An 18,978-nucleotide genomic window follows, 5' to 3' on the forward strand; every position below is an offset into this window, starting at 1 on the left:
GCTCAGTTGCCCTGCGGGTGGGTGCTCCAGTACTCGTCGGCGGCGGCCTGGATGTCCGTCAGGACCTTCTGGTAGGTGTCCGGCTTGACGACGAAGGCGCCGAAGCCGTCCAGCGCGGCGGTGAGCACCGGGGGCGGGGTGGCCTCGAAGTAGCGGTTCACCAGGCGGTAGTCGCCGCTGCCCGCGGCCTTGCTGACCTCGGCGATGGCCTGGTCGGCGATGGCGACCTTGGGGTTGGCCGACACGTCGCCCCTGGCCGTGGCCCACTTCTCCTGGGCGGACGAGCTCACCCACCACTTGAGGTATTTGGTGCTCGCGTCGGGGTCGGGCGCCTTGGCCAGCGAGCAGAGCGGGCCGCTCTCGAAGATCATCGAGGTCTTGGGCAGCGCGGGGTTGACGTTCGGGATGACGAAGAAGCCGTAGTCGGTCCCCGCCTTCATGTCGCGCTGCGTCATGCTCGTGTTGAACCAGGTGCCGAACGACACCATCGCGGCCTTGCCGGTCTTGAGCACGTCGCCCGGGTCGGTCTTGTCGCCGGGGTTGTTGAAGTAGCCGGCGTCGATCATCGACTTCCACCGCTTCATCACGTCGACCACGCCGGGGTCGGTGTACTTCGCCTGACCCGTCGAGAGGCGGTCGTAGAGGTCGGGGTCGGTGCCGGCCAGGAGCTGCTCGAACCAGACGAAGGAGAACAGCACGCTGGTGTGGTAGAAGGCCTTGACGCCGTTCTTCTTCAGCGTCTCGGCGACCTTGACCAGCTCGTCCCACGTCGCCGGCGGCTTGAGCTGGTACTTGTCGAAGACGCTCTTGTTGTAGAACATGCCCCAGTACGCCGCGTTCAGCGGCACGCAGTACTGCTTGCCGCTCACCGTGTAGTACTTGGCCAGGTCGGCGGACAGGTCGCCGTTCTTGATCGCCTCCTGCCAGATGGCGGTCGTGTCGGAGACCTGCTTCTGCGCGACGATCTCGGCCAGCCGCCCGCCCGTCGTCCAGGTGAACAGGTCGGGCTTCACGTCCGTGCGGAACGACGCCTTGATGAACGCCTGGTACGTCGGCTCGTCGGTGTAGCCGACCGGCTTCATGGACAGGCCGATCTGCTGCTTGGACAGGCTGCCCATCTCGTCGAAGTATTTGCTCCAGGCGCCCTTGTCGTTGTAGAGCTTCAGCTCCGTCTTGCCGGCGGCCTGCTTGGGCGCGGATCCGCCGGAGGAGCAGGCGGTGACAGCGAGGCAGATGACGGCGGCGACACCAAGTGACCGGATCATGCCCGGCCTCCTCTTCGATCTTGGGGGGATTAAGTCATCTAATCACTTGATATCTTGGCTGTCCAGAGGGACGACGGCTCGCCGCGTAACCTCCCGGTAACATCGCGGGGCCATGCCGTACCGCTCCTGGAAGAGCCGGCCGAAATACGACTGGCCGGAGAAGCCGCAGCGCTGGGCGATCCGGCCGATGCCCTCCGTCGTCGTGGTCAGCAGCAGGGCGGCGTGCTCCAGCCGCCGCCCGACCACGAACCCGATCGGCGTGCACCCGTAGTGCCTGCGCATCGAGCGGGCCAGATGCCCCGGGCTGACGGCGGCGAGGGACTGCAGCCGGGGCAGGCCCTCGCGCAGGTTCTCCTCGCGCCGCATCGCGACGCAGGCCGAGACCAGCCAGCCGGGCCGCCGGTCCACGGCCGTCCCGTCGGCGCCCTCCAGCAGCGGGACGACCTCGGTCAGCAGTCCGACCAGGTCGAGCACGCGGGGCACGCCGGAGTAGGCGGCCAGCAGGCGGCCGAACTCCGCCGCCACCGGCCCGTCCAGGTCGGCGCGGGCCGACAGCGGGAGCTCCCGGCGGTCCCAGTCCGCCGGTCCCGCCAGCCCCGCCAGGTCGGCGAAGGCCCGCCAGCGCTCGCTCGGGAAGGCGATGTTGACGAAGCGCATGCCGTCGGCCGAGGCGAACTCGTGCCGGTCGTGCGGCCGCACCAGCACCACGTCCCCGGCGCGCAGCGGCTGCTCCGCCTCGCCGACCCGCTGCACGCCCGCCCCCGCGGTCACGAGGACCAGCTCGTGGAAGTCGGCATGGGAGTGCGGCTCCGGCCGGTCCCTGCGGCCACCCTTCACCGGCACCAGGGCCGCGTGGTACGGCAGACCGGCCGCGAACTCGACCCAGCGCAGGACGGTCGGCATGTCAGGAAATTAATACTTGTGGAGCGGTGATTACTAGTAACCCGTCCCGCGAAGACCGAAGAATCCGAGTGACGCCCCACCCTCACAAGGAGCGCATGGTGAGAGTCGACCGGACCCTTCAGGACTACGACCGCGACGGCTACACGATCTTCCGTGACGTCCTCGACCGCGACCTGATCGCCGAGGCGAGCGAGCACGTCGCCTGGCTCCAGGCCAAGCACCCCGACCTGAACGGCGAGGACCTGGGCACCGAACTGGTCGCCCGCGACCCCTTCTGGGTGCGGCTGGTCGGCGACGACCGGCTGCTGGACATCGCCGAGCTCTTCGTCGGCTCCGACATCGCGCTGTTCGCCTCGCACTACATCAGCAAGCCGCCCTTCTCCGGCAAGCCGGTCCTGTGGCACCAGGACGGCGCGTACTGGCCGCTGGAGCCGATGCGCGTCGTCACGCTCTGGCTGGCCGTGGACGAGGCCACGACGGAGAACGGCTGCCTGCGCGTGATCCCCGGCTCGCACCGGCAGGACCTGCACGAGCTGCGGCAGCGCGACGACATCGACAACGTGCTCGGCTCGGAGAGCGCGGTGACGGTGGACGAGTCACAGGCCGTGGACCTCGTCCTGGCGGCCGGCGACGTGGAGGTCCACCACCCCAACATCCTGCACGCCTCCAACGCCAACACCTCGCCGCACCGCCGCTGCGGCCTGACCATCCGCTACATCCCGACCTCGACCCGGATCACCAGCGAGGAGCAGCCGTTCGTCTCGGCCCTGCTGTTCCGCGGGGACCCGGGCGTGAACGTCTACCAGCCGTTCCCCGCGTACGTGGAGGGCGAGCACATGCCCTTCGCCGCACCGCGTAGACATATCCAGTGACATGTGGGCAAACTAACGGCTGTTACATTCTTTGCGCAACGGAAGGATGTGGGGCCGATGGCTGCGGCCGCATGGGGCCTGGGCGCGGCGGTGCTGCTGGCCTCGATCGTGGAGATGGTCGAAGCGATGACGATCGTCATGGCGATGGGCATGACGCGGAGCTGGCGATCGACGCTCATGGGCGTGGCGGCGGCCCTCGTGGCCCTGGCCGCCTTCACCGCAGCCGCCGGCTACGCCCTGGCGACCTGGCTGCCGGAGGCGGCGCTGCAGCTCGCGATCGGCTCCCTGCTGCTGATCTTCGGCCTGCAGTGGCTCCGCAAGGCGATCCTGCGGTCGTCGGGGCGCAAGGCCATGCACGACGAGGAGCAGATCTTCGCCGAGGAGGTGGCCGCCGCCAAGGGCGCGGGCAAGGTCAGCGCCAAGGGGCTCGACTGGTTCTCGTTCATGATCAGCTTCAAGGGCGTCTTCCTCGAAGGCGTCGAGGTGGTCTTCATCGTGATCACCTTCGGCCTGAGCGCCGGCAACCTGCCGGTGGCGATCGCGGCGGCCGTCGTCGGCGTGCTCCTCGTGCTCGTCCTGGGCGTCGCCGTCAGGGGGCCGCTGTCGAAGGTGCCGGAGAACACCCTCAAGTACGGCGTCGGCCTGCTGCTGGCCGGCTTCGGGACGTACTGGTCGGTCGAGGGGCTCGGCATCTTCACCGACAGCCGCGAGAGCCTGGAATGGCCGGGCGCCGACCTGGCGATCCTGGTGCTCATCGCCGCCTGGTACGGGCTGTCGCGCCTGATGGTGCGCGCGCTCAGGCGTCCGTCCGCGGCGCGGTCCGGGGCCGTGCCGACTACTTCCGGGAGCTAGGCATGGGATTCATCCGAGGATTCGGGCAGTTCTGGTACGACCTGATCGTCGGCGACGACTGGAAGATCGCGGTCGCCGTGGTCGTCACGCTGGCCCTGGGCACGGTGGCGCTGCTGGCGTTCGGGCCGCCGTCAGCGGTGCTCGCGCCGGTGCTCGGCGTCTGCCTGATGGCGGCCTTCGCCATCGCGCTGCGGATCGACGTGCGCGACAGATAGCCCGGCGCTCACCCGGCGCCGTGCTGGAAGATCGCGGTGTCCTCGGCCTCGTAGACCGAGGCGGCGAACTCCTCCAGCGTCCGCGCGCAGTCGTCGAGCGCCTTGACGACCTCCTTGCGCCGGGCCGCGCCCAGGACGTCGCGGACCGTGACCTTCTCGAACCAGCCCCTGAGCTTGTTGAGATCCTCCTCGTTCTCCTCAAGCTCGCTGTAGGTGAAGTGCTTGGCCCGCACCTCCTTGGCCACCTCTTCGTGGAAGTCGGCGCACTTGTCGAGGATCTCCTCGTACTCGTCGTCGCGGGCGGCGTTGTAGAGCGCGACCAGGTCGGACTCGCCGATCACCGACGAGGTGCTGACCAGGAACGCCTGGCCGGACATCGACTCGACGATCTCGCTGCGCAGCGCCCGCAGGGCCCGCTCGCTCTGCGGGGTGCGCGGCGCGGCGGCCGCGGAGTTCTGCAGATAAACGGCGCCGAGGTTGCGCAGCTTGCGCCAGACCGCGGCCCGCAGCCTGGTCGGCTCGGTGGGCACCCGGTAGATCAGCATGAGCCAGGTGACCGCCTTGGCCGGCCCGGCGGCCTGTGGCTCGCCGCCCTTCGGCTCCTCCGTGCCCGGCACCGCGCCTCCTTCTCCGAACGGGACCACTCGATCGTATCCGCGCCCGGCGGCGGGGCGGGCCGCCCCATAAGCCGGCCCGCCGGCGGGCTACCCCGCGCGGTAGGCGATGTCCCCGTCGAGCATGGTCAGCCACGCGTCCACGCCGGACAGCGCGTCCGCGGGCAGGCTCCGGACGTCGCCGTCCAGGACCACCACGTCGGCGAGCTTGCCGGGCGTGAGCGACCCGATCCGGTCCTCCATGCGCAGGGCGTACGCCGCGTCGATCGTGTGCGCGCGCAGCGCCTCCTCCAGGGTGATCGCCTGCTCAGCCCCGATCGGGCCGCCCTCCCTGGTGCGGCGGCGCACCGCGTTCGACACCGTCTCCATGGGCCGCAGAGAGGAGACGAACGAGTCGCTGGACAGCACCGGGCGCAGCCCCGCGTCCAGCTCCTCGCGGATCGGCTGCAGCCGGTGCGCGCGTCGCTCGCCGAGCCGGCGCACGAAGTCGGTGCCGCTGTCGTACAGGAAGTTGGGCTGGTTGACCGGGATCACGCCGAGCGCGGCGAACTCCCTGACCTGGGCGGGCGTCGGGTGACCGCAGTGCTCGATCCTGGGCCGGGCGTCGTCGCCGGACACCGCCACCGCGGCCTTGATCGCTTCGAGGGAGTAGCCCATGGCCCGGTCGCCCTGGGTGTGGATGCCGATCTGCCAGCCCGCCGTCGCGGCCCGCCGTACGAGGTCGACGAGCTGCTCGGGCTGGTGGTAGAGGGAGCCGGTGAAGCCCTCGCCGTACGGCTCGTCGAACATCGCCGTGCCGCCCAGCAGCGTGCCGTCGCAGTAGAACTTCATCGCGCCGAACCGCAGCCGGTCGTCGCCGAACGGGCCCGCCAGGCCGATCGAGGACAGCTCGTCCAGCATGTGCGACAGCGGCATGACCGCCGTACGCACCGGCAGCGTGCCCGCCTCCCAGGCGGACCGGTAGACCAGCAGCTCGCGGCGCGAGACCTGCGGGTCGCACACGGTCGTCACCCCGGCCCGCAGGTACGTCTCCCCGGCCAGCTCCAGCCACGACCGCAGCTGCTCCAGGGGCAGGTCGACGTGGAAGTTCGGGCCGTGGCAGCCGATGTCCACGGCCACCGGCAGGAGCAGCTCCATCGCCGAGTCCAGCACCATGCCGGTCAGCCGCCCGCCCTCGTCGCGCACGAACGCGCCGCCCGCCGGGTCGGCCACGTCGTCGCCGATGCCGCGCCAGGACAGCGCGGCCGAGTTGACCACCGCCTGGTGCCCGGACACGTGGTAGACGATCACCGGGTGCTCGGTGGTGGCCTCGTCGAGCTGCCGCCGGGTCGGCCGCCCGCCGGGGTACTTGGCGTCGTCCATCCCGTACGCCCTGATCCACTGGCCCGCCGGGGTCCTGGCTGCCTCGGCGGCGACGGCGGCGACCAGGTCGGCGGCGCTGCCCACGGCCGGGTAGCGCGCGTCCACCGCCACCAGCGTCTCGGCGGTGGACAGCAGGTGGTTGTGCGGGTCGATGAAGCCGGGCAGCACGCTGCGCCCGCCCGCCCGCACGACCTCGGCCCCCGGGCCCGCCTGGGCGAGGACGTCCTCCTCGCGCCCCACGGCCAGGATGCGGCCGTCGCGGACGGCCACGGCCCGCGCGTACGGGTTCGAGGGGTCCATGGTGATGACGTTCCCGCCGGTGATGACGGTGGTGGACAATGCACTCTCCTATTCGGTGGTGATCGGAGCGGCCGGCACGTGGTCGCGGTGACGGGGCGCCACGGCCAGGCAGAGCACGCTGAGCGCGCACATGGCGACCAGCAGCGCCACGGCCGGCCACGCGGCGCCGCCGTACGCGCCGACGAGGGCGGTGGCGGCCAGCGGCGACAGGCCGCCGAAGATCGCGCCGGCGCCCTGGTAGGCGAGCGAGATCCCGGTGTAGCGGACCTGCGGCGGGAACATCTCGGACAGGATCGCCGCCATCGGCCCGTACGTGCCCGAGGTGGCCAGCCGCATCACGCCGAGCATCAGGAAGATCAGGAACGTGCTGTGCGTGCCGAGCACCGCGAACTGCGGCACCGCCAGCACCGCCGTGGCGATCAGGAACCAGATGGCGACCTTGCGCCCGCCGAACTTGTCGCCCATCCAGGCGATGCCGAGCGTGGCGACCAGCTCCACGAACGCGGCGAAGCTCAGGCCGTTCAGGATGAGCTGCTCGGTCTCGCCGACCGACGGGCCCGTGGCGTACGACAGCAGGAACGTGGTGAGGATGTAGTAGCCGCCGATGGCGACCGGCAGCGTCCCGATGCCGAACAGGACCGACCGCCACGACGTGCGGAAGACCTCCTTGATCGGCACCCCGGTCTTTTCGGTCTCCTCGAAGACGGGCGACTCCTCGACGCGGAGCCGGATGAACAGGCCCACCAGCACCAGCACGGCCGAGACGATGAACGGCGCCCGCCAGCCCCACGAGTGCAGCGCGTCGTCGCCGAACAGGGTCATCAGGCTGAACGCGCCCGTGGCCAGCAGCGCGCCCGCCGGGTTGCCGAGCTGGGCGAAACCGCCGTAGAAGGTCTTCTTGCCCGCGGGCGCGTGCTCGACCGCCATCAGCGCGGCCCCGCCCCACTCGCCGCCGACCGCCAGCCCCTGCACGAAGCGGAGCAGCACCAGGAGCACGGGGGCGAGCGTGCCGATCGACGCGTACGTGGGCAGCAGGCCCACGGCGAACGTCGCGCCGCCCATCATGAGCAGCGTGACCACCAGCGCCGACTTCCGGCCGACCCGGTCGCCGAAGTGGCCGAACACGATGCCGCCGAGCGGCCTGGCGAAGAAGCCGACCGCGTACGTGGCGAAGGACGCCATGAGCGCCACCGTGGGACTGGAGGCGTTGGGGAAGAACAGGTCGTCGAAGAGCAGCGCGGCCGCCGTGGCGTAGACGTAGAAGTCGTACCACTCGATCGTGGTCCCGACGAAGGCGGCGCCGGCCGCCCGGGTGGCGCGATTCATGGATCCTCCGGGTCTCAGGGGGTGCGACGACGATAAGCGCAGGTCAGCCGGAGGGGGGCCGGGACGAAACGCACCACCGGCGGTGAATTAGAGTGCGGTATGCACAGCCCAGAGGAACACCCATGGCGTTGACCGTCGCCCAGGCCATGACCCTGCCCGGCATGCGCATGCGGCTGCTGGCCGGGCGCGCCGGCCTGTCGCGCGTGGTCCGCTGGGCGCACGTGTCCGAGCTGGCCGACCCCGTGCCGTGGCTGCGCGGGGGCGAGCTGGTGATGACCATCGGACTCGGCCTGCCGGGCGACCCGGCCGGGCTGCAGGCGTACGTCGAGCGGCTGTCGGGGGCGGGCTGCGCCGGGCTCGCCTTCGCGCTCGGCGAGGCCGTGACGGCCGTGCCGGAGGAGGTGCTGGCCGCCGCCGACGTCCAGGGGCTGCCGGTGCTGGAGATCCTGACCCCGTTCATCGCGGTGACCGAGGCCGTCGCCCGGTGGCACGCCGACGAGCGCGTACGCGGGGAGCGGCGGGTCGTCGCCGCCCAGGAGGCCATGGCGCGAGCCGCGCTGCTGTCGGGCACCTCGGGCATCCTGCGTGCCCTGGCCGAGCACACCGGCGGCGAGTCCCTGCTGCTGGACCCGCAGGGCAAGCCCAGGGCGGCCACGCCGGCGGGGGAGCGGCCCTGGCACGCCCGGGCCCTGGAGATGGCGCGGGGCGCGGCCCGGCCGAGCGCGGGCGTGCTGGACGACGGCATCCAGGCCGTCCAGGTGCAGAGCCTCGGCTTCTCCGGGCCGCCGACCGGCTGGCTGGCGGTGTGCACGGGCTCGCCGCTGGAGTGGCACGCCAGGATGCTGGCCAACCAGGCCGCCTGCCTGCTCGCCATGGAGCTGCTCGGCGTGCGGGCCGGCCGGGCCAAGGCACAGGCCCAGCGGGGCGCGCTGCTGGCCGCCGTGCTCGACGGCGGGCTGTCGCCGCGCCAGCTAGGCGAGCTGTGCCCGGTCGCGACGCCGCCGTACGAGGTGGTCGTGACGGCGGCGCCGGTCCCGCCGGAGGCGGCGATCGAGGCGCTGGAGGAGGTGGCGGCGGACGCCGAGGAGCTGGCCCTCGTGTGCGCCCGGCCGGAGGGCACGGTGTTCGTGCTGCCGGAACGAACGGCCCCGGTTTCGCCGGGCGGGTGTTCGGCGGCGCCCTGGTGGGGAGCGGAGCTGTGCGCGCGGCTGGGCGTGCCGGGCGGCGGCTGCCGGGCGCTCGGCCTGGACGAGCTCCCCTCGGCGGTCCGGCACGCCGCCACCCTGGCCGCCCGGGGCGACGCCTACCTCCATGTCGACGACCTTGAGGCGTCCGCGCTGCTCAGGGACGCCTTCGTGCCCGACGCCGCGCACCGCTTCGCCGCCGCCGCGCTCCGCCCGCTGCGCGAGTACGAGGCGCGGCACGGCGGCGACCTGGTCGGCTCGCTCCGCGCGTACCTGGAGGCGGGGTCGAACCTGGAGACGGCCGCGCGGCGGCTGGGCGTGCACCGCAACACCCTGCGCCGCCGCCTGGCCGTCGCCGAACGCGTCTCGGGCCGCCCCCTCACCGACCCCGGGCACCGGCTCCAGCTCTGGCTGGCCCTCTCCCTCGGCGACCTCGTGCCTCCCGGCTAGAGCCCATGGCCGGGCGTTCCTTCAGGGCGGGCGGGTGATCAGGTGGCGAGGGGGAGGGACAGGACGAGGCGGACACCCGGGGTGAGGGGCTCGGCGCGGACCGCGCCGCCGTGTGCCTCGGCGATCTGGCGCACGATGGCCAGTCCCAGCCCCGAGCCGGGCAGCGAGCGGGCCGCCTCGGCGCGGTAGAAGCGGTCGAAGACGAACGGCAGGTCCTCGGTGGCGATGCCGGGCCCCTGGTCGGCGACCGACAGCGTGCCGGTCGCGGCCACCTCGACCAGCACCTCCGCGCCCGGCGGGCTCCACTTGATCGCGTTGTCGACCAGGTTGGCGGCGGCGCGTTCGACGGCGTCGGGATCGGCGTGGACCAGGCACTCGGCCAGCTCGCCCCGCAGCCGGACGTGCGGCGCCCGGCCCCGCGCCCTGGCGATCACGCGCTCCGCCACCAGGTCGAGGCGGACGTCCTCGGTGTGGATCTGGACGTCGCCGTACCTGGCCAGCTCCACCAGGTCGTTGACCAGCACCCGCAGCTCGCCTGCCTGCGAGCGGGCCTCGTGGACCAGGGCCGGGGCCTGCGGGTCGGCGGTGCCGCGACCCTCGCCCAGCAGTTCGAGGTTGGTGATGAGGCTGGTCAGCGGGGTACGCAGCTCGTGCGAGGCGTCGGCGACCAGGCGCCGCTGGGCCAGCAGGGACTCGTTGAGCGCGCCGGTCATCGTGGTGAACGAGCGGGCCAGCCGGGCGACCTCGTCGCGCCCGCTGCCGTCGAGCCCGCCCGCGGTGAGCGTACGGGTGGCGGTGACGTGCTCGACCACCTCGGTCAGGCGGCCGATGGGGCGCAGCACGCGCCCGGCGAGCAGCCGCGCCCCCATCCCGGCGATCAGCGCGCCGCCCAGGATCAGCGCCCCCAGCAGGAGCTTCAGGCCGTTCAGCGTGTCGTCGTCCCGGTCGAGCGGGAACGCGGTGCGTACCAGCGCCTGATCGACCTGGCCCAGCGGAGCCGTGTAGACGCGGTAGCGCGCCCCGCCGTAGCTCACCTCCTGGAAGTACGGCGGGAGCTTGCCCCGCGCGACCCCGGTGTCCCTGTCGGAGAGCGGGACGAAACCGGTGGTCGGCCCCGGATTCACGGGAGGCGGGAAGAACTGCAGCAGCGTGTTGCCCACGGAGACCGGATAATCCGGCAGGGGCGCGCGGGTGGCCTTGAACGAGGCCAGCAGCTGGGGCGCCTGCCCGGCGGCCAGCACCAGCTCGCCGTCGTGCTGGCCGCCCAGCCCGCTCGCCATCGCCGGATAGACCACCAGCGAGGCGATCAGCAGGGCCGCCGCCACCACGGCCGCCCCGGCCAGGGCGACCCTGGTCCGCAGCGTCACGGCTCCTCCCGCAGCACGTACCCCAGCCCGCGCACCGTCTGGATCAGCCGCGGCTCGCCCCCGGCCTCCAGCTTGGCCCGCAGGTAGCTGATGTAGACCCACAGCGCGTTGGACGACGGGCCGAAGTCGTACCCCCAGACCGCGTCGAAGATCACGCCGCGGCTCAGCACCCGGTTCGGGTTGCGCAGGAACACCTTCAGCAGCGTGTACTCGGTCCTGGTCAGGTCGAGCACCCGCGCGCCGCGGGCGGCCCGGCAGGCGGCGGTGTCCAGCTCCAGGTCGGCGAAGCGCAGCACCTCCTCGGCCGCGCCGCTGCGCCGCAGCAGCGCGCGCAGGCGGGCCCGCAGCTCCTCCAGCGCGAACGGCTTGACCAGGTAGTCGTCGGCCCCGGCGTCCAGCCCCGCGACGCGGTCGGCGACCAGGTCGCGGGCGGTGAGCATCAGGATCGGCGTGCGGTCGCCGCCGGCGCGCAGACGGCGGCACACCTCCAGCCCGTCCAGGCCGGGCATCATGATGTCCAGCACCACCGCGTCCTGCCGCCCGCCGCCGGCCGCCTCCAGGGCGCGCAGGCCGTCGGCGGCGGTGCTCACGTGATAGCCCTCACGGGCGAGCGCGCGCGTCAGCGAACGGCGCACCGCCTCGTCGTCGTCGGCCACAAGGACGTGCATGATCCCACTCTCCTCGCCGTGCCCGCCGCCGCCCACCCCTGAGCGCCTGCTGACGGCCGGGCGGTCAGGATCCCGGGGTCTTGACGGCGTCCGGCCTGATGTCCTCTCCCTGTACGAAGGACCGCTTGAAGTCGGCCAGCGCCTGGATCAGCCGTTCCGCCGACACGCCCAGGCGCTCGGCTATCGCGGCGAACTCCGGTGATTTCGGATTTATCCCGCCTTTCTGGCTGAGGAGGTTCAGCTCCTCCTCGGCGGCGGTCGCCCGGTCGAGCCCGACGCCCAGCGAGTCCGCCAGCGCCTTGGCCAGCATCCCGTTCTCGACGGGATGCTCCTGCTTCTTCACGTCCTGCTTCTTCACATCGGGCTCCTTCACCTCGGGCGAGCACTTGCCGTCGAGCTCCGCGGCCTTGGCCGCCTTGGCCTTCGCGACGTCGGCAGGCGTGCACGCCGCCGCCTTGGCGCACGGGTCGCCGGCAGGTGCGCACGTTGCGATCTTGGCGCACGGGTCGTCGGCGGGGTCCCGCTGGGACGAGGCCGCCAGCGCCCCCGACCCGCCCAGCGTCAGCACCAGCACCATGCCGGCGGCCAGGCCCGCCTTGCGTCGGTCCATGTCGCGTCTCCTTCTCCCGACCGGCCGGCCCTTCCGGCCCGGTGGCTGCCGCCAGCCAACCCGGCCCACCTTCACCCAGCCGTCGGCGAACCTTAGAAACGCCCTAGAGCAGGCGGGGCGGCACATGGGCGTGAGCGCGGCCGGGCGGGAGGCGTCGGTGGTGGTGATGGCCGAGCGGACGTCATGACGGAGTGTTGGTGATTGCCCAAATATGTGTGGATAGCTCATGATTGGCGGCTGTGGACCGTTCCCGCACTGTCGTGCGCGAGCGCGCCGGGTCGGGTGGGGGACTCGTAGATCAGGGGGTGCCATGCTCGACATCCAGGTCCTCGGACCACTCCAGGCCAGTCTGCACGGTCGTCAGGTGGAACTCGGCCCGGCCAGGCAGCGGGCCGTGCTCGCGCGCCTGGTGGCGGCGGGCGGCCAGGTCGTGTCGGCCGACCGGTTCATCGACGACCTCTGGCAGGGCCAGCCGCCGCCCAAGGCGCTGGCCGCCCTCCAGGTCTACGTCTCGAACCTGCGCCGAGCGCTGGAGCCCGGCCGCCCGCCGCGCGCTCCGGCCACGGTGATCATGAGCGCCCCGCCCGGGTACCGGCTCCGCCTGGCCGAGGAGAACGTGGACGCGTGGCGGCTGCCCGGGCTGATCGACGCCGCCGGGAAGGCGCTGCAGCAGGACGCGGCGGCGGCCGCGTACGACCTGCTCGACGAGGCGCTGGGGCTCTGGACGGGGTCCGCGTACGGGGAGTTCCCCGAGGAGTGGGCGCTGCCCGAGGCGACCAGGCTGGCCGAGCTGCGGCTGATCGCCGTCGAGTACCGGGCCGAGGCCGCACTCATGCTGGGACGCCACGCCGAGGCGGCCCCGGAGCTGCGCCGGCACGTCGACCGGCATCCGCTGCGCGAGAACGCCGTCCGCCTGCTGGCCCTGGCCCACTACCGGTCCGGCGGCCAGGCGGAGGCGCTCGCGGTGCTGCGCCGGGCCAGGGAACAGCTGGCCGACGAGTTGGGGGTCGATCCCGGCCCGGTGTTACGCGCCCTCGAACAGGACATCCTGCGCCAGTCGGACTCCCTGAACGCGCACCCCGTACCCAGTCCGGAGCCCGCACCCGCGCAGGATCCGGTGCCCGCTCCCGGGCCCGCGCTCGTCGGCAGGGAGCGCGAGCTGGCCGTCCTCCGGGAGGAGGCCGCGCACGCCGCCCAGCGCACGGTCTGGCTCGGGGGCGAGCCGGGCGCGGGGAAGAGCGCGCTGGCCGAGGCGTTCGCGGCGGAGCTGGGGGAGCGCGGCTGGCGGGTGGCCATCGGCCGCTGCCCGGAGATCGACGGCGACGCGCCGCCCGCGTGGGCGTGGAGCGAGGTCGTCCGCCGGCTCGCCGCCGCCCGCCCGCCGGACGACCCGGCCGGGCTGGCGCCCCTGCTGCACGACGGCGTGGCGATCCAGAACCAGTTCCGGCTGGCCCGGTCGGTGGCCGACTACCTGGCGGCCAACGCGCCGCTGGTCGTCGTGCTGGAGGACGTGCACCGCGCCGACGGCGAGACCCTGCACCTCCTGCGCCACCTCAAGCCCACGGCCAAGTTGCTGGTCCTGGCCACCCACCGGCCCGCCGAGGCGACCGACGACCTGGCCGCCACGCTGGCCGCCCTCGCCGCCGGGAGCAGGCACCTGGAGCTGCCCGGACTCGGCGAGTCCGACGTCGCCGCGCTGCTCGCCCGCCACTGCGAGCGCGAGCTGGGGCCGGCGACCGTGCGCACGATCGCCGAACGCACGCTCGGCAACCCCCTGTTCGTCTGCGAGATCGCCCGGCTGCTCGCCTCCGAGGGGCCCGCCGCCGCCGAGGCGCTGCCGCCCGGCGTGCGCGACCTCATCCGGCGCAGGATCAGCCGCCTGCCCGCCAGCGCCCAGACCGTGCTGCGCAACGCCGCCGTCATCGGCAGGGACGCGGACGTGGACGTCCTGATCGCGCTGCACGACGGGGACGAGGACACGGTCTTCGACGGGGTGGAGGCCGGGGTCCTGACGGGGCTGCTGGCCGAGCCCGGCCCCGGCCGGCTGCGGTTCACGCACGTCCTGGTCAGGCAGGTGCTGTACGAGGACACCGCCAGGATCCGCCGTACCCGGCTGCACGGGCGGGTGGTGACGGCGCTGGAGCGGATCCGCCCCGGAGACGTGGCGGCGCTGGCCCATCACGCGCTGGAGGCGGCGGCGCCGAGCGCGGTGCGGTACGCGCGGGCGGCGGCCGTACAGGCGTCCGGCCTGCACGCGCACCGGGAGGCGGCGGCGCTGTGGCGGGCGGCGCTGGAGTTCGCCGAGGACGACGAGACCAGACTGGAGCTGCTGTGCGGGCTGGTGTCGGCGCTCGGGCACGCGGGCGACGTCATCGGCGCCGTGGCCGCCCGCACCACCGCCGTCGAGACGGCCCGCCCACTCGCGGGGCGCGTCGCCGGCAGGCCTCTCGCCAGGGCCCTGACCTCGTACGACGCGCCCGTGATCTGGACGATCCAGCAGGACTCCCGCTACGACGAGGACTTCGTCGCGGCGGTGCGGTCGGAGCTGGCCGCGGGACCCGACGACGAGACGCGCTGCCGGCTGCTGGCGGCGCTCGTCTTCGCGCTGGAGGGGCACGACGACGTCCGGGTGGACGGCGCCGGAGCCGAGGCGGTGGCGCTCGCGCGCCGGCTCGGCCGCCCCGAGCTGCTCTGCCTGGCACTCAACGCGCGCTACTTCGCCGTGCTCTCCCCGGACCGGCGCGACGAGCTGGAAGCCATCGGCGGCGAGCTGCTGGAGCTGGGGAGCACCCACCGGCTGGTCGCCTATCTCACGCTGGGCCACAGCGCGCTGCTCATGGCCGCGTTGGGCCGCAACGACGTGGCGGCCGCGGCGCGCCACGCCGACCGCGGCGTGGCGGTCTCCACCAGCGGCCAGCTCGGCCTGTCGCTGGTGATCCTGACGCTCTTCGGCGCGCAGCGGAAGCTGGTCGAGGGCGACTTCGACGCCGCGGAGGCCATCTACACCGGGGTCTCCCGGCAGATGGCCGAGCGCGGCGGCGCGAACGCCGAGGCGCTGGGGATACTGGGCAGGTTCGTGGTGCGGCTGGCGCGCGGCAACGTGCGCGACTCGCTGGACGAGCTCGCCTTCCTGTGGGAGCACGTGCCCAACGACGGCACGGCCGAGCTGTACGCGGCGGCGCTGGCGGCGGCGGGCGAGCCGGAGGCCGCCAGGCGGGTCTGGCAGCCCGGGTCGTCCCAGTCGCTCGACTACTACTGGCTGCTGTGGGAGGGGTTGCGCGCGCAGACCGCCGTCGCGCTGGGGGACGTCGAGGTGGCCGTCCGCTGCTACCACAACCTGCGGCGGTGGGAGGGGGAGCTGGCCGGGATGCACAGCGGGTCCGTCACGCTCGGGCCCGTCGCGCTGCTGCTCGGAGACCTGGCGCGCCTGATGGGCCAGGATCCGGACGCGCACTACGCGCGGGCGGAGGAGGTCGCGGAACTGGTCGGCTCGCCCCACTGGGCCCGGGCGGCCCGTGAGAGGCGGGGTCACCTGCCGTAGCCGAAGATCAGCGCCTGGCGGCGCCGGTGACCGCGGTCGAGCACCCTGAGCAGGAGCGCGAGCACCGGCCCCGCCAGTTCGCGCAGCTCGGCCAGCTCCTCCGGCCGCGCGTACTGGCCGATCCGCGGCAGGTCGAAGCCGATGTCCCCGCCCTTGCGCACCTCGTCCTCGACCGACTTCCAGTCCGCCTCCGACACGTATTTCGCGATGACGGGGAAGAGCAGCCGCTCCTCCTCCTCGATGTGCTCGTCGAGGAGGTCGGCGAGCGTCGTCAGGGCCTTGGCCATCCGTCCCGCCGCTGCCCGATCCGTGCCGAGCCGGGCAGCGGCGACGGTGATCTCCTCCAGCAGCGGGTCGAGCTGGGCGTGGTCGTCGCTCAGGTCGCTCAGGTCCACCTCGGCGCCCGCCGAGCGCACGATGACGGGCCAGAGCACGTTGTCCTCGGCCTGGTGGTGATGGTGGATGCCGGCGCACAGCTTGGTGGCGAACGTGGCGATGGCGTCGAGCCGGGCCCGATCCGCCCGCTCCTCACCGGCGGCGAGCCCACTCATCAACGTGGCCAGGCGGCGCGCGTCGCCGCGCATGGCGCGGTGCGTGATGCGGAATCCGAGCATGTTGGGGGCCATGGGGTGCTCCTTCGATCGGGGGATGCCACCAGGGTGCGCCCCCGGACTTAGACCTCCCTTGGCGACGACTTGGCGCGGACTCATCGCCTCCGTACGGCGCCAATGTGGACAGCCCCGGAACCCTCCGCCGCGTCCGTCACGTCACCAGTCGCGGGTCGCGATCAGCTCCTCCATGTCCGTGTCCGCGAACCCGTAGGCCGTCGCCACGAACCAGAAGTCCTCGGCGATCACCTCGCGTGCCACCGTCTCCATCTGGCTGCCGGCCTCCAGGAACTCGACCGCCAGCTCGTTGAACTCGTCCGTCGCCGCCTGCGTGAGGACGTACAGCGCCGCGAGGTCCGACGGCCGCTCGGCCTCGATCCGCTCGCACAGGCGCAGCAAGATGTCCTTGCCCTTGTCGACGAGCCGGCGAGGGTAGTAGGCGTCGTCGTACATGCCCTTGAGGAAAGGGTGGCCGGTGGGGGACACCTTGATCTCCTTCGCGCCGTGATCCGGTGTGCCGATCCTGCCCGACACCTCCGACAACGGCCAGTATGGAGCGCATGAACGCAAAGCCCGGGCGTCCGCGTCTGTTACGTGAGCTGAATGATCGAGCCGCGCTGGAGCTGCTCGGCTCGTCGGGAGCGCTGACCCGGGCGCAGGTGAGCGAGAGGACCGGGCTGTCGAAGGTGACGGCCAACCATGTCCTGTCCCGCCTGGAGGAGCGCGGCGTGGTCGTCAGGTCCGGTGTGCAGGAGGGCGGACGCGGGCCCAACGCCGTCCTCTACGGGCTCAACCCCTCGTGCGGCCATGTGATCGGGGTCGAGGTCTACCTGGACACGACGACTGCCGTGCTCGCCGACATCACGGGGCGGGTGCTGGCCGAGACGACGGTCCCGACCGAGGCCGCCGTGGATCCGGCCGAGGCGATGCACGCGATCGTGGAACGCCTCACCCGGACCGCGCGGATCGACCCGGCGCAGGTGCGGGCGTGCGTGATCGGCCTGCCCGCCGTCATCGATCCTGGTACGAGCCTTGTCCACTTCTGCTATGACATGCCCGCGTGGTGCGGGGACGTGCGCGAAGCCCTCCACCGGAGGCTGCGGCTGCCCGTCACGATCGACAACGACGTCAACCTCGCCGCGATGGCGGAGCGGGCGCTGGGGGCCGCGAGTGACGTACGCAACTTCGTCCTGGTGTGGATCGGACGTGGGCCTGGCTCGGCCGTCATGGTGGGCGATCAGCTCTTCCGGGGGACCGTGGGCGCGGCCGGAGAGCTCGGCTGGATGCCCGTCCCCGGCGCGGCCGTGAGCGACGGCGGCTTCGACCGCAGCCGCCACGAGGTGGGGGCCGCGTTCCAGTCCCTGGTGGGCTGGCGGGCGGTGCAGGAACTCGCCGAGAGGCACGGGATCGCGGCCGAGGACGCCGAGCGCAGCGTGGCGGGGGCGGTGGGGAGTGCGGCGGGGGCGGTTTTCCTCGATGAGCTGGCCCGGCGGATCGCGTTGGGGGTCGCGTCCATCTGTGCCGTTCTCGATCCCGAACTCGTCGTGCTGGGCAGCCACGTCGGTTCCGCCGGAGGTGACGAACTCGCCGGCCGCGTCCAGCAGGCGGTGGCGCGCATGTGCCTGGCCAGGCCGCGGGTGGAGGCGAGCGCGATCCTGGACAGGCCCGTCGTGCGCGGCGCCCTGCTGGTCGCGGTGGAGCAGGCACGTGAGCGGGTGTTCTTCGCCGACCTGTGAACGGCGTCGGCCTGAGGGCTCGCCGACCTGGGCAGCGCCCGGAATGATCGCTAATCTGCCACAATGTCATCCCATTATCGAGCGCCTGGCGCGTTAGCACTCGCGGCGGCCGTCGCACTCACCACGACGTCGATCGCACCGGCGCACGCGGCGCCCACCGCCGCCGAGGATCGGGTCTTACGGGTCTACAACAACAACATCGAGAACCTGGTGAGGAACAACGCCGACGGCACGTGCACCCGGGTCTCGGGCCCGGACCACCTCGCCTCGATGCTGGTCGACGACGACGGCAAGACGGGCACCTCCGGAGTGCAGGCCCCCGATCTCCTGATCGTGCAGCAGGTGCGCGGCACCGGGCAGGCCACGGCCTACGCCGACCAGCTCGGGGGCATGTTCGGATATCCGGCGGGCACGTACAAGGCGATCGTGGCCTGGGACAACCCCGAGGAGTGGGGCAGCACGCACAAGTGCAGCCAGCAGTCACTCGGCGACCTGAAGAAGCGGCAGACCAACGCGATCATCTACAACACCCGAACGCTGGGCCTCGCGGCGGGCGACATCTCGAAGTACTGGAGCGCGGGCTGGTTGAAGCCCGGGACCTCGTACGCCGGCGGGGCCGGTTGCACGCTGTACAAGCCGCCGGACAGCGACGACGGCACCACCAACCAGTACAAATGGAAGCGCACGAGCGCCATCGCGGCGAAGTTCACGATCAAGGAAACCGGGACGACGGTCTTCGCCGCGACCATGCACCTCCCGGAGCAGAACGGCGCGAACGCCTGCGCGGGCGCGGGCGACACGGGCATCGCGAACTCCGGCATCCACGTCGGCGCGGACGCCACGAGCCTCATGAACGCGTCGACGATCCGCGTGATCGGGATCGACGCGAATCGTACGAACATCGCCGCCACGACCCTCGGCGGCTTCGGCATGACCGGCTACGGAGCGAAGACGACCTCCGGTTCCAGGAAGATCGACTACCTCTTCGTCAAGGGCACCGTGCGGTCGTCGAGCATCGACCACACGGTGAGCAGCACGAAGTCGAACCATCTCGCGCTGTACGGCTTCATCGAGTTCTGACGGCGCTGGGTGCAAATCGGCGGCG

General features: G+C 72.4%; 17 protein-coding genes. 7 read left to right on the forward strand and 10 right to left on the reverse strand.

The genetic code is table 11. The annotated features are described in order from the left end of the window. Positions 1-2: 2 nt before the first annotated feature. Both ACWDRB_RS58570 and ACWDRB_RS58575 read right to left on the reverse strand, forming a co-directional pair. Positions 3-1,265 carry an ABC transporter substrate-binding protein gene (locus ACWDRB_RS58570; protein WP_449910137.1) on the reverse strand — a complete coding sequence of 421 codons (1,263 nt, stop codon included), beginning with the start codon at positions 1,263-1,265 and terminating at the stop codon, positions 3-5. A 42-nt stretch (positions 1,266-1,307) separates the two neighbouring features. Beyond that, the gene (locus tag ACWDRB_RS58575; protein ID WP_449910139.1) at positions 1,308-2,168 is read right to left on the reverse strand and encodes an AraC family transcriptional regulator; all 861 of its coding nucleotides are present in this window, start codon (positions 2,166-2,168) and stop codon (positions 1,308-1,310) included. A gap of 95 nt (positions 2,169-2,263) precedes the next feature. On the opposite strand from ACWDRB_RS58575, the gene ACWDRB_RS58580 reads away from it, so the two are divergent. From ACWDRB_RS58580 to ACWDRB_RS58590, 3 genes are read left to right on the forward strand one after another with little or no spacing between them, the layout of a single operon-like run. Further along, positions 2,264-3,040: a phytanoyl-CoA dioxygenase family protein gene (locus tag ACWDRB_RS58580; RefSeq protein WP_449910141.1), complete on the forward strand. Its 777-nt coding sequence runs from the start codon at positions 2,264-2,266 to the stop codon at positions 3,038-3,040. 57 nt (positions 3,041-3,097) lie between these two features. Next, the gene (locus ACWDRB_RS58585) at positions 3,098-3,892 is read left to right on the forward strand and encodes a COG4280 domain-containing protein (protein ID WP_449910143.1); all 795 of its coding nucleotides are present in this window, start codon (positions 3,098-3,100) and stop codon (positions 3,890-3,892) included. A 2-nt stretch (positions 3,893-3,894) separates the two neighbouring features. Next, entirely contained in the window at positions 3,895-4,107 is a 213-nt protein-coding gene (locus ACWDRB_RS58590; RefSeq protein ID WP_449910145.1) for a hypothetical protein, read from the forward strand. A gap of 8 nt (positions 4,108-4,115) precedes the next feature. On the opposite strand, the gene ACWDRB_RS58595 is transcribed toward ACWDRB_RS58590, so the two are convergent. From ACWDRB_RS58595 to ACWDRB_RS58605, 3 genes are all read right to left on the reverse strand, one after another. After that, positions 4,116-4,724, reverse strand: a complete 609-nt coding sequence (locus ACWDRB_RS58595; protein ID WP_449910147.1) for a Chromate resistance protein ChrB — start codon at positions 4,722-4,724, stop codon at positions 4,116-4,118. 87 nt (positions 4,725-4,811) lie between these two features. Continuing rightward, complete coding sequence (locus ACWDRB_RS58600; RefSeq protein WP_449910200.1) at positions 4,812-6,383, reverse strand: amidohydrolase; 1,572 nt, start codon at positions 6,381-6,383, stop codon at positions 4,812-4,814. A gap of 48 nt (positions 6,384-6,431) precedes the next feature. Then, the gene (locus ACWDRB_RS58605; protein WP_449910149.1) at positions 6,432-7,709 is read right to left on the reverse strand and encodes an MFS transporter; all 1,278 of its coding nucleotides are present in this window, start codon (positions 7,707-7,709) and stop codon (positions 6,432-6,434) included. A gap of 122 nt (positions 7,710-7,831) precedes the next feature. On the opposite strand from ACWDRB_RS58605, the gene ACWDRB_RS58610 reads away from it, so the two are divergent. After that, positions 7,832-9,343 carry a PucR family transcriptional regulator gene (locus ACWDRB_RS58610; protein WP_449910151.1) on the forward strand — a complete coding sequence of 504 codons (1,512 nt, stop codon included), beginning with the start codon at positions 7,832-7,834 and terminating at the stop codon, positions 9,341-9,343. A 38-nt stretch (positions 9,344-9,381) separates the two neighbouring features. Here the strand turns inward: ACWDRB_RS58610 and ACWDRB_RS58615 are convergent, their stop codons facing one another. The 3 genes from ACWDRB_RS58615 to ACWDRB_RS58625 form a co-directional block, all read right to left on the reverse strand. Beyond that, the gene (locus tag ACWDRB_RS58615; RefSeq protein WP_449910152.1) at positions 9,382-10,710 is read right to left on the reverse strand and encodes a sensor histidine kinase; all 1,329 of its coding nucleotides are present in this window, start codon (positions 10,708-10,710) and stop codon (positions 9,382-9,384) included. Then, positions 10,707-11,378: a response regulator transcription factor gene (locus tag ACWDRB_RS58620; RefSeq protein ID WP_192791537.1), complete on the reverse strand. Its 672-nt coding sequence runs from the start codon at positions 11,376-11,378 to the stop codon at positions 10,707-10,709. Before ACWDRB_RS58620 ends, ACWDRB_RS58615 begins: the two co-directional genes overlap by 4 nt. A 64-nt stretch (positions 11,379-11,442) precedes the next feature. Then, positions 11,443-11,988: a hypothetical protein gene (locus tag ACWDRB_RS58625; RefSeq protein ID WP_449910155.1), complete on the reverse strand. Its 546-nt coding sequence runs from the start codon at positions 11,986-11,988 to the stop codon at positions 11,443-11,445. A 310-nt stretch (positions 11,989-12,298) separates the two neighbouring features. Between ACWDRB_RS58625 and ACWDRB_RS58630 the strand changes: the two genes are divergently transcribed. After that, positions 12,299-15,529: a BTAD domain-containing putative transcriptional regulator gene (locus tag ACWDRB_RS58630; protein WP_449910157.1), complete on the forward strand. Its 3,231-nt coding sequence runs from the start codon at positions 12,299-12,301 to the stop codon at positions 15,527-15,529. Here ACWDRB_RS58630 and ACWDRB_RS58635 read toward each other — a convergent pair. Beyond that, positions 15,517-16,155, reverse strand: coding sequence for a hemerythrin domain-containing protein (locus ACWDRB_RS58635; protein ID WP_449910159.1), 639 nt, complete (start codon positions 16,153-16,155; stop codon positions 15,517-15,519). The genes ACWDRB_RS58630 and ACWDRB_RS58635 overlap by 13 nt on opposite strands. Positions 16,156-16,296: 141 nt before the next feature. Further along, the gene (locus ACWDRB_RS58640) at positions 16,297-16,623 is read right to left on the reverse strand and encodes a DUF5713 family protein (protein WP_449910161.1); all 327 of its coding nucleotides are present in this window, start codon (positions 16,621-16,623) and stop codon (positions 16,297-16,299) included. A gap of 74 nt (positions 16,624-16,697) precedes the next feature. On the opposite strand from ACWDRB_RS58640, the gene ACWDRB_RS58645 reads away from it, so the two are divergent. Then, positions 16,698-17,873 carry an ROK family transcriptional regulator gene (locus ACWDRB_RS58645; protein WP_449910163.1) on the forward strand — a complete coding sequence of 392 codons (1,176 nt, stop codon included), beginning with the start codon at positions 16,698-16,700 and terminating at the stop codon, positions 17,871-17,873. A 63-nt stretch (positions 17,874-17,936) separates the two neighbouring features. Beyond that, on the forward strand, positions 17,937-18,953 hold the full coding sequence (locus tag ACWDRB_RS58650) for a hypothetical protein (RefSeq protein ID WP_363982346.1): 1,017 nt from the start codon (positions 17,937-17,939) through the stop codon (positions 18,951-18,953). The last annotated feature ends 25 nt before the right edge of the window (positions 18,954-18,978 follow it).

Source organism: Nonomuraea sp. NPDC003707 (assembly GCF_053587055.1).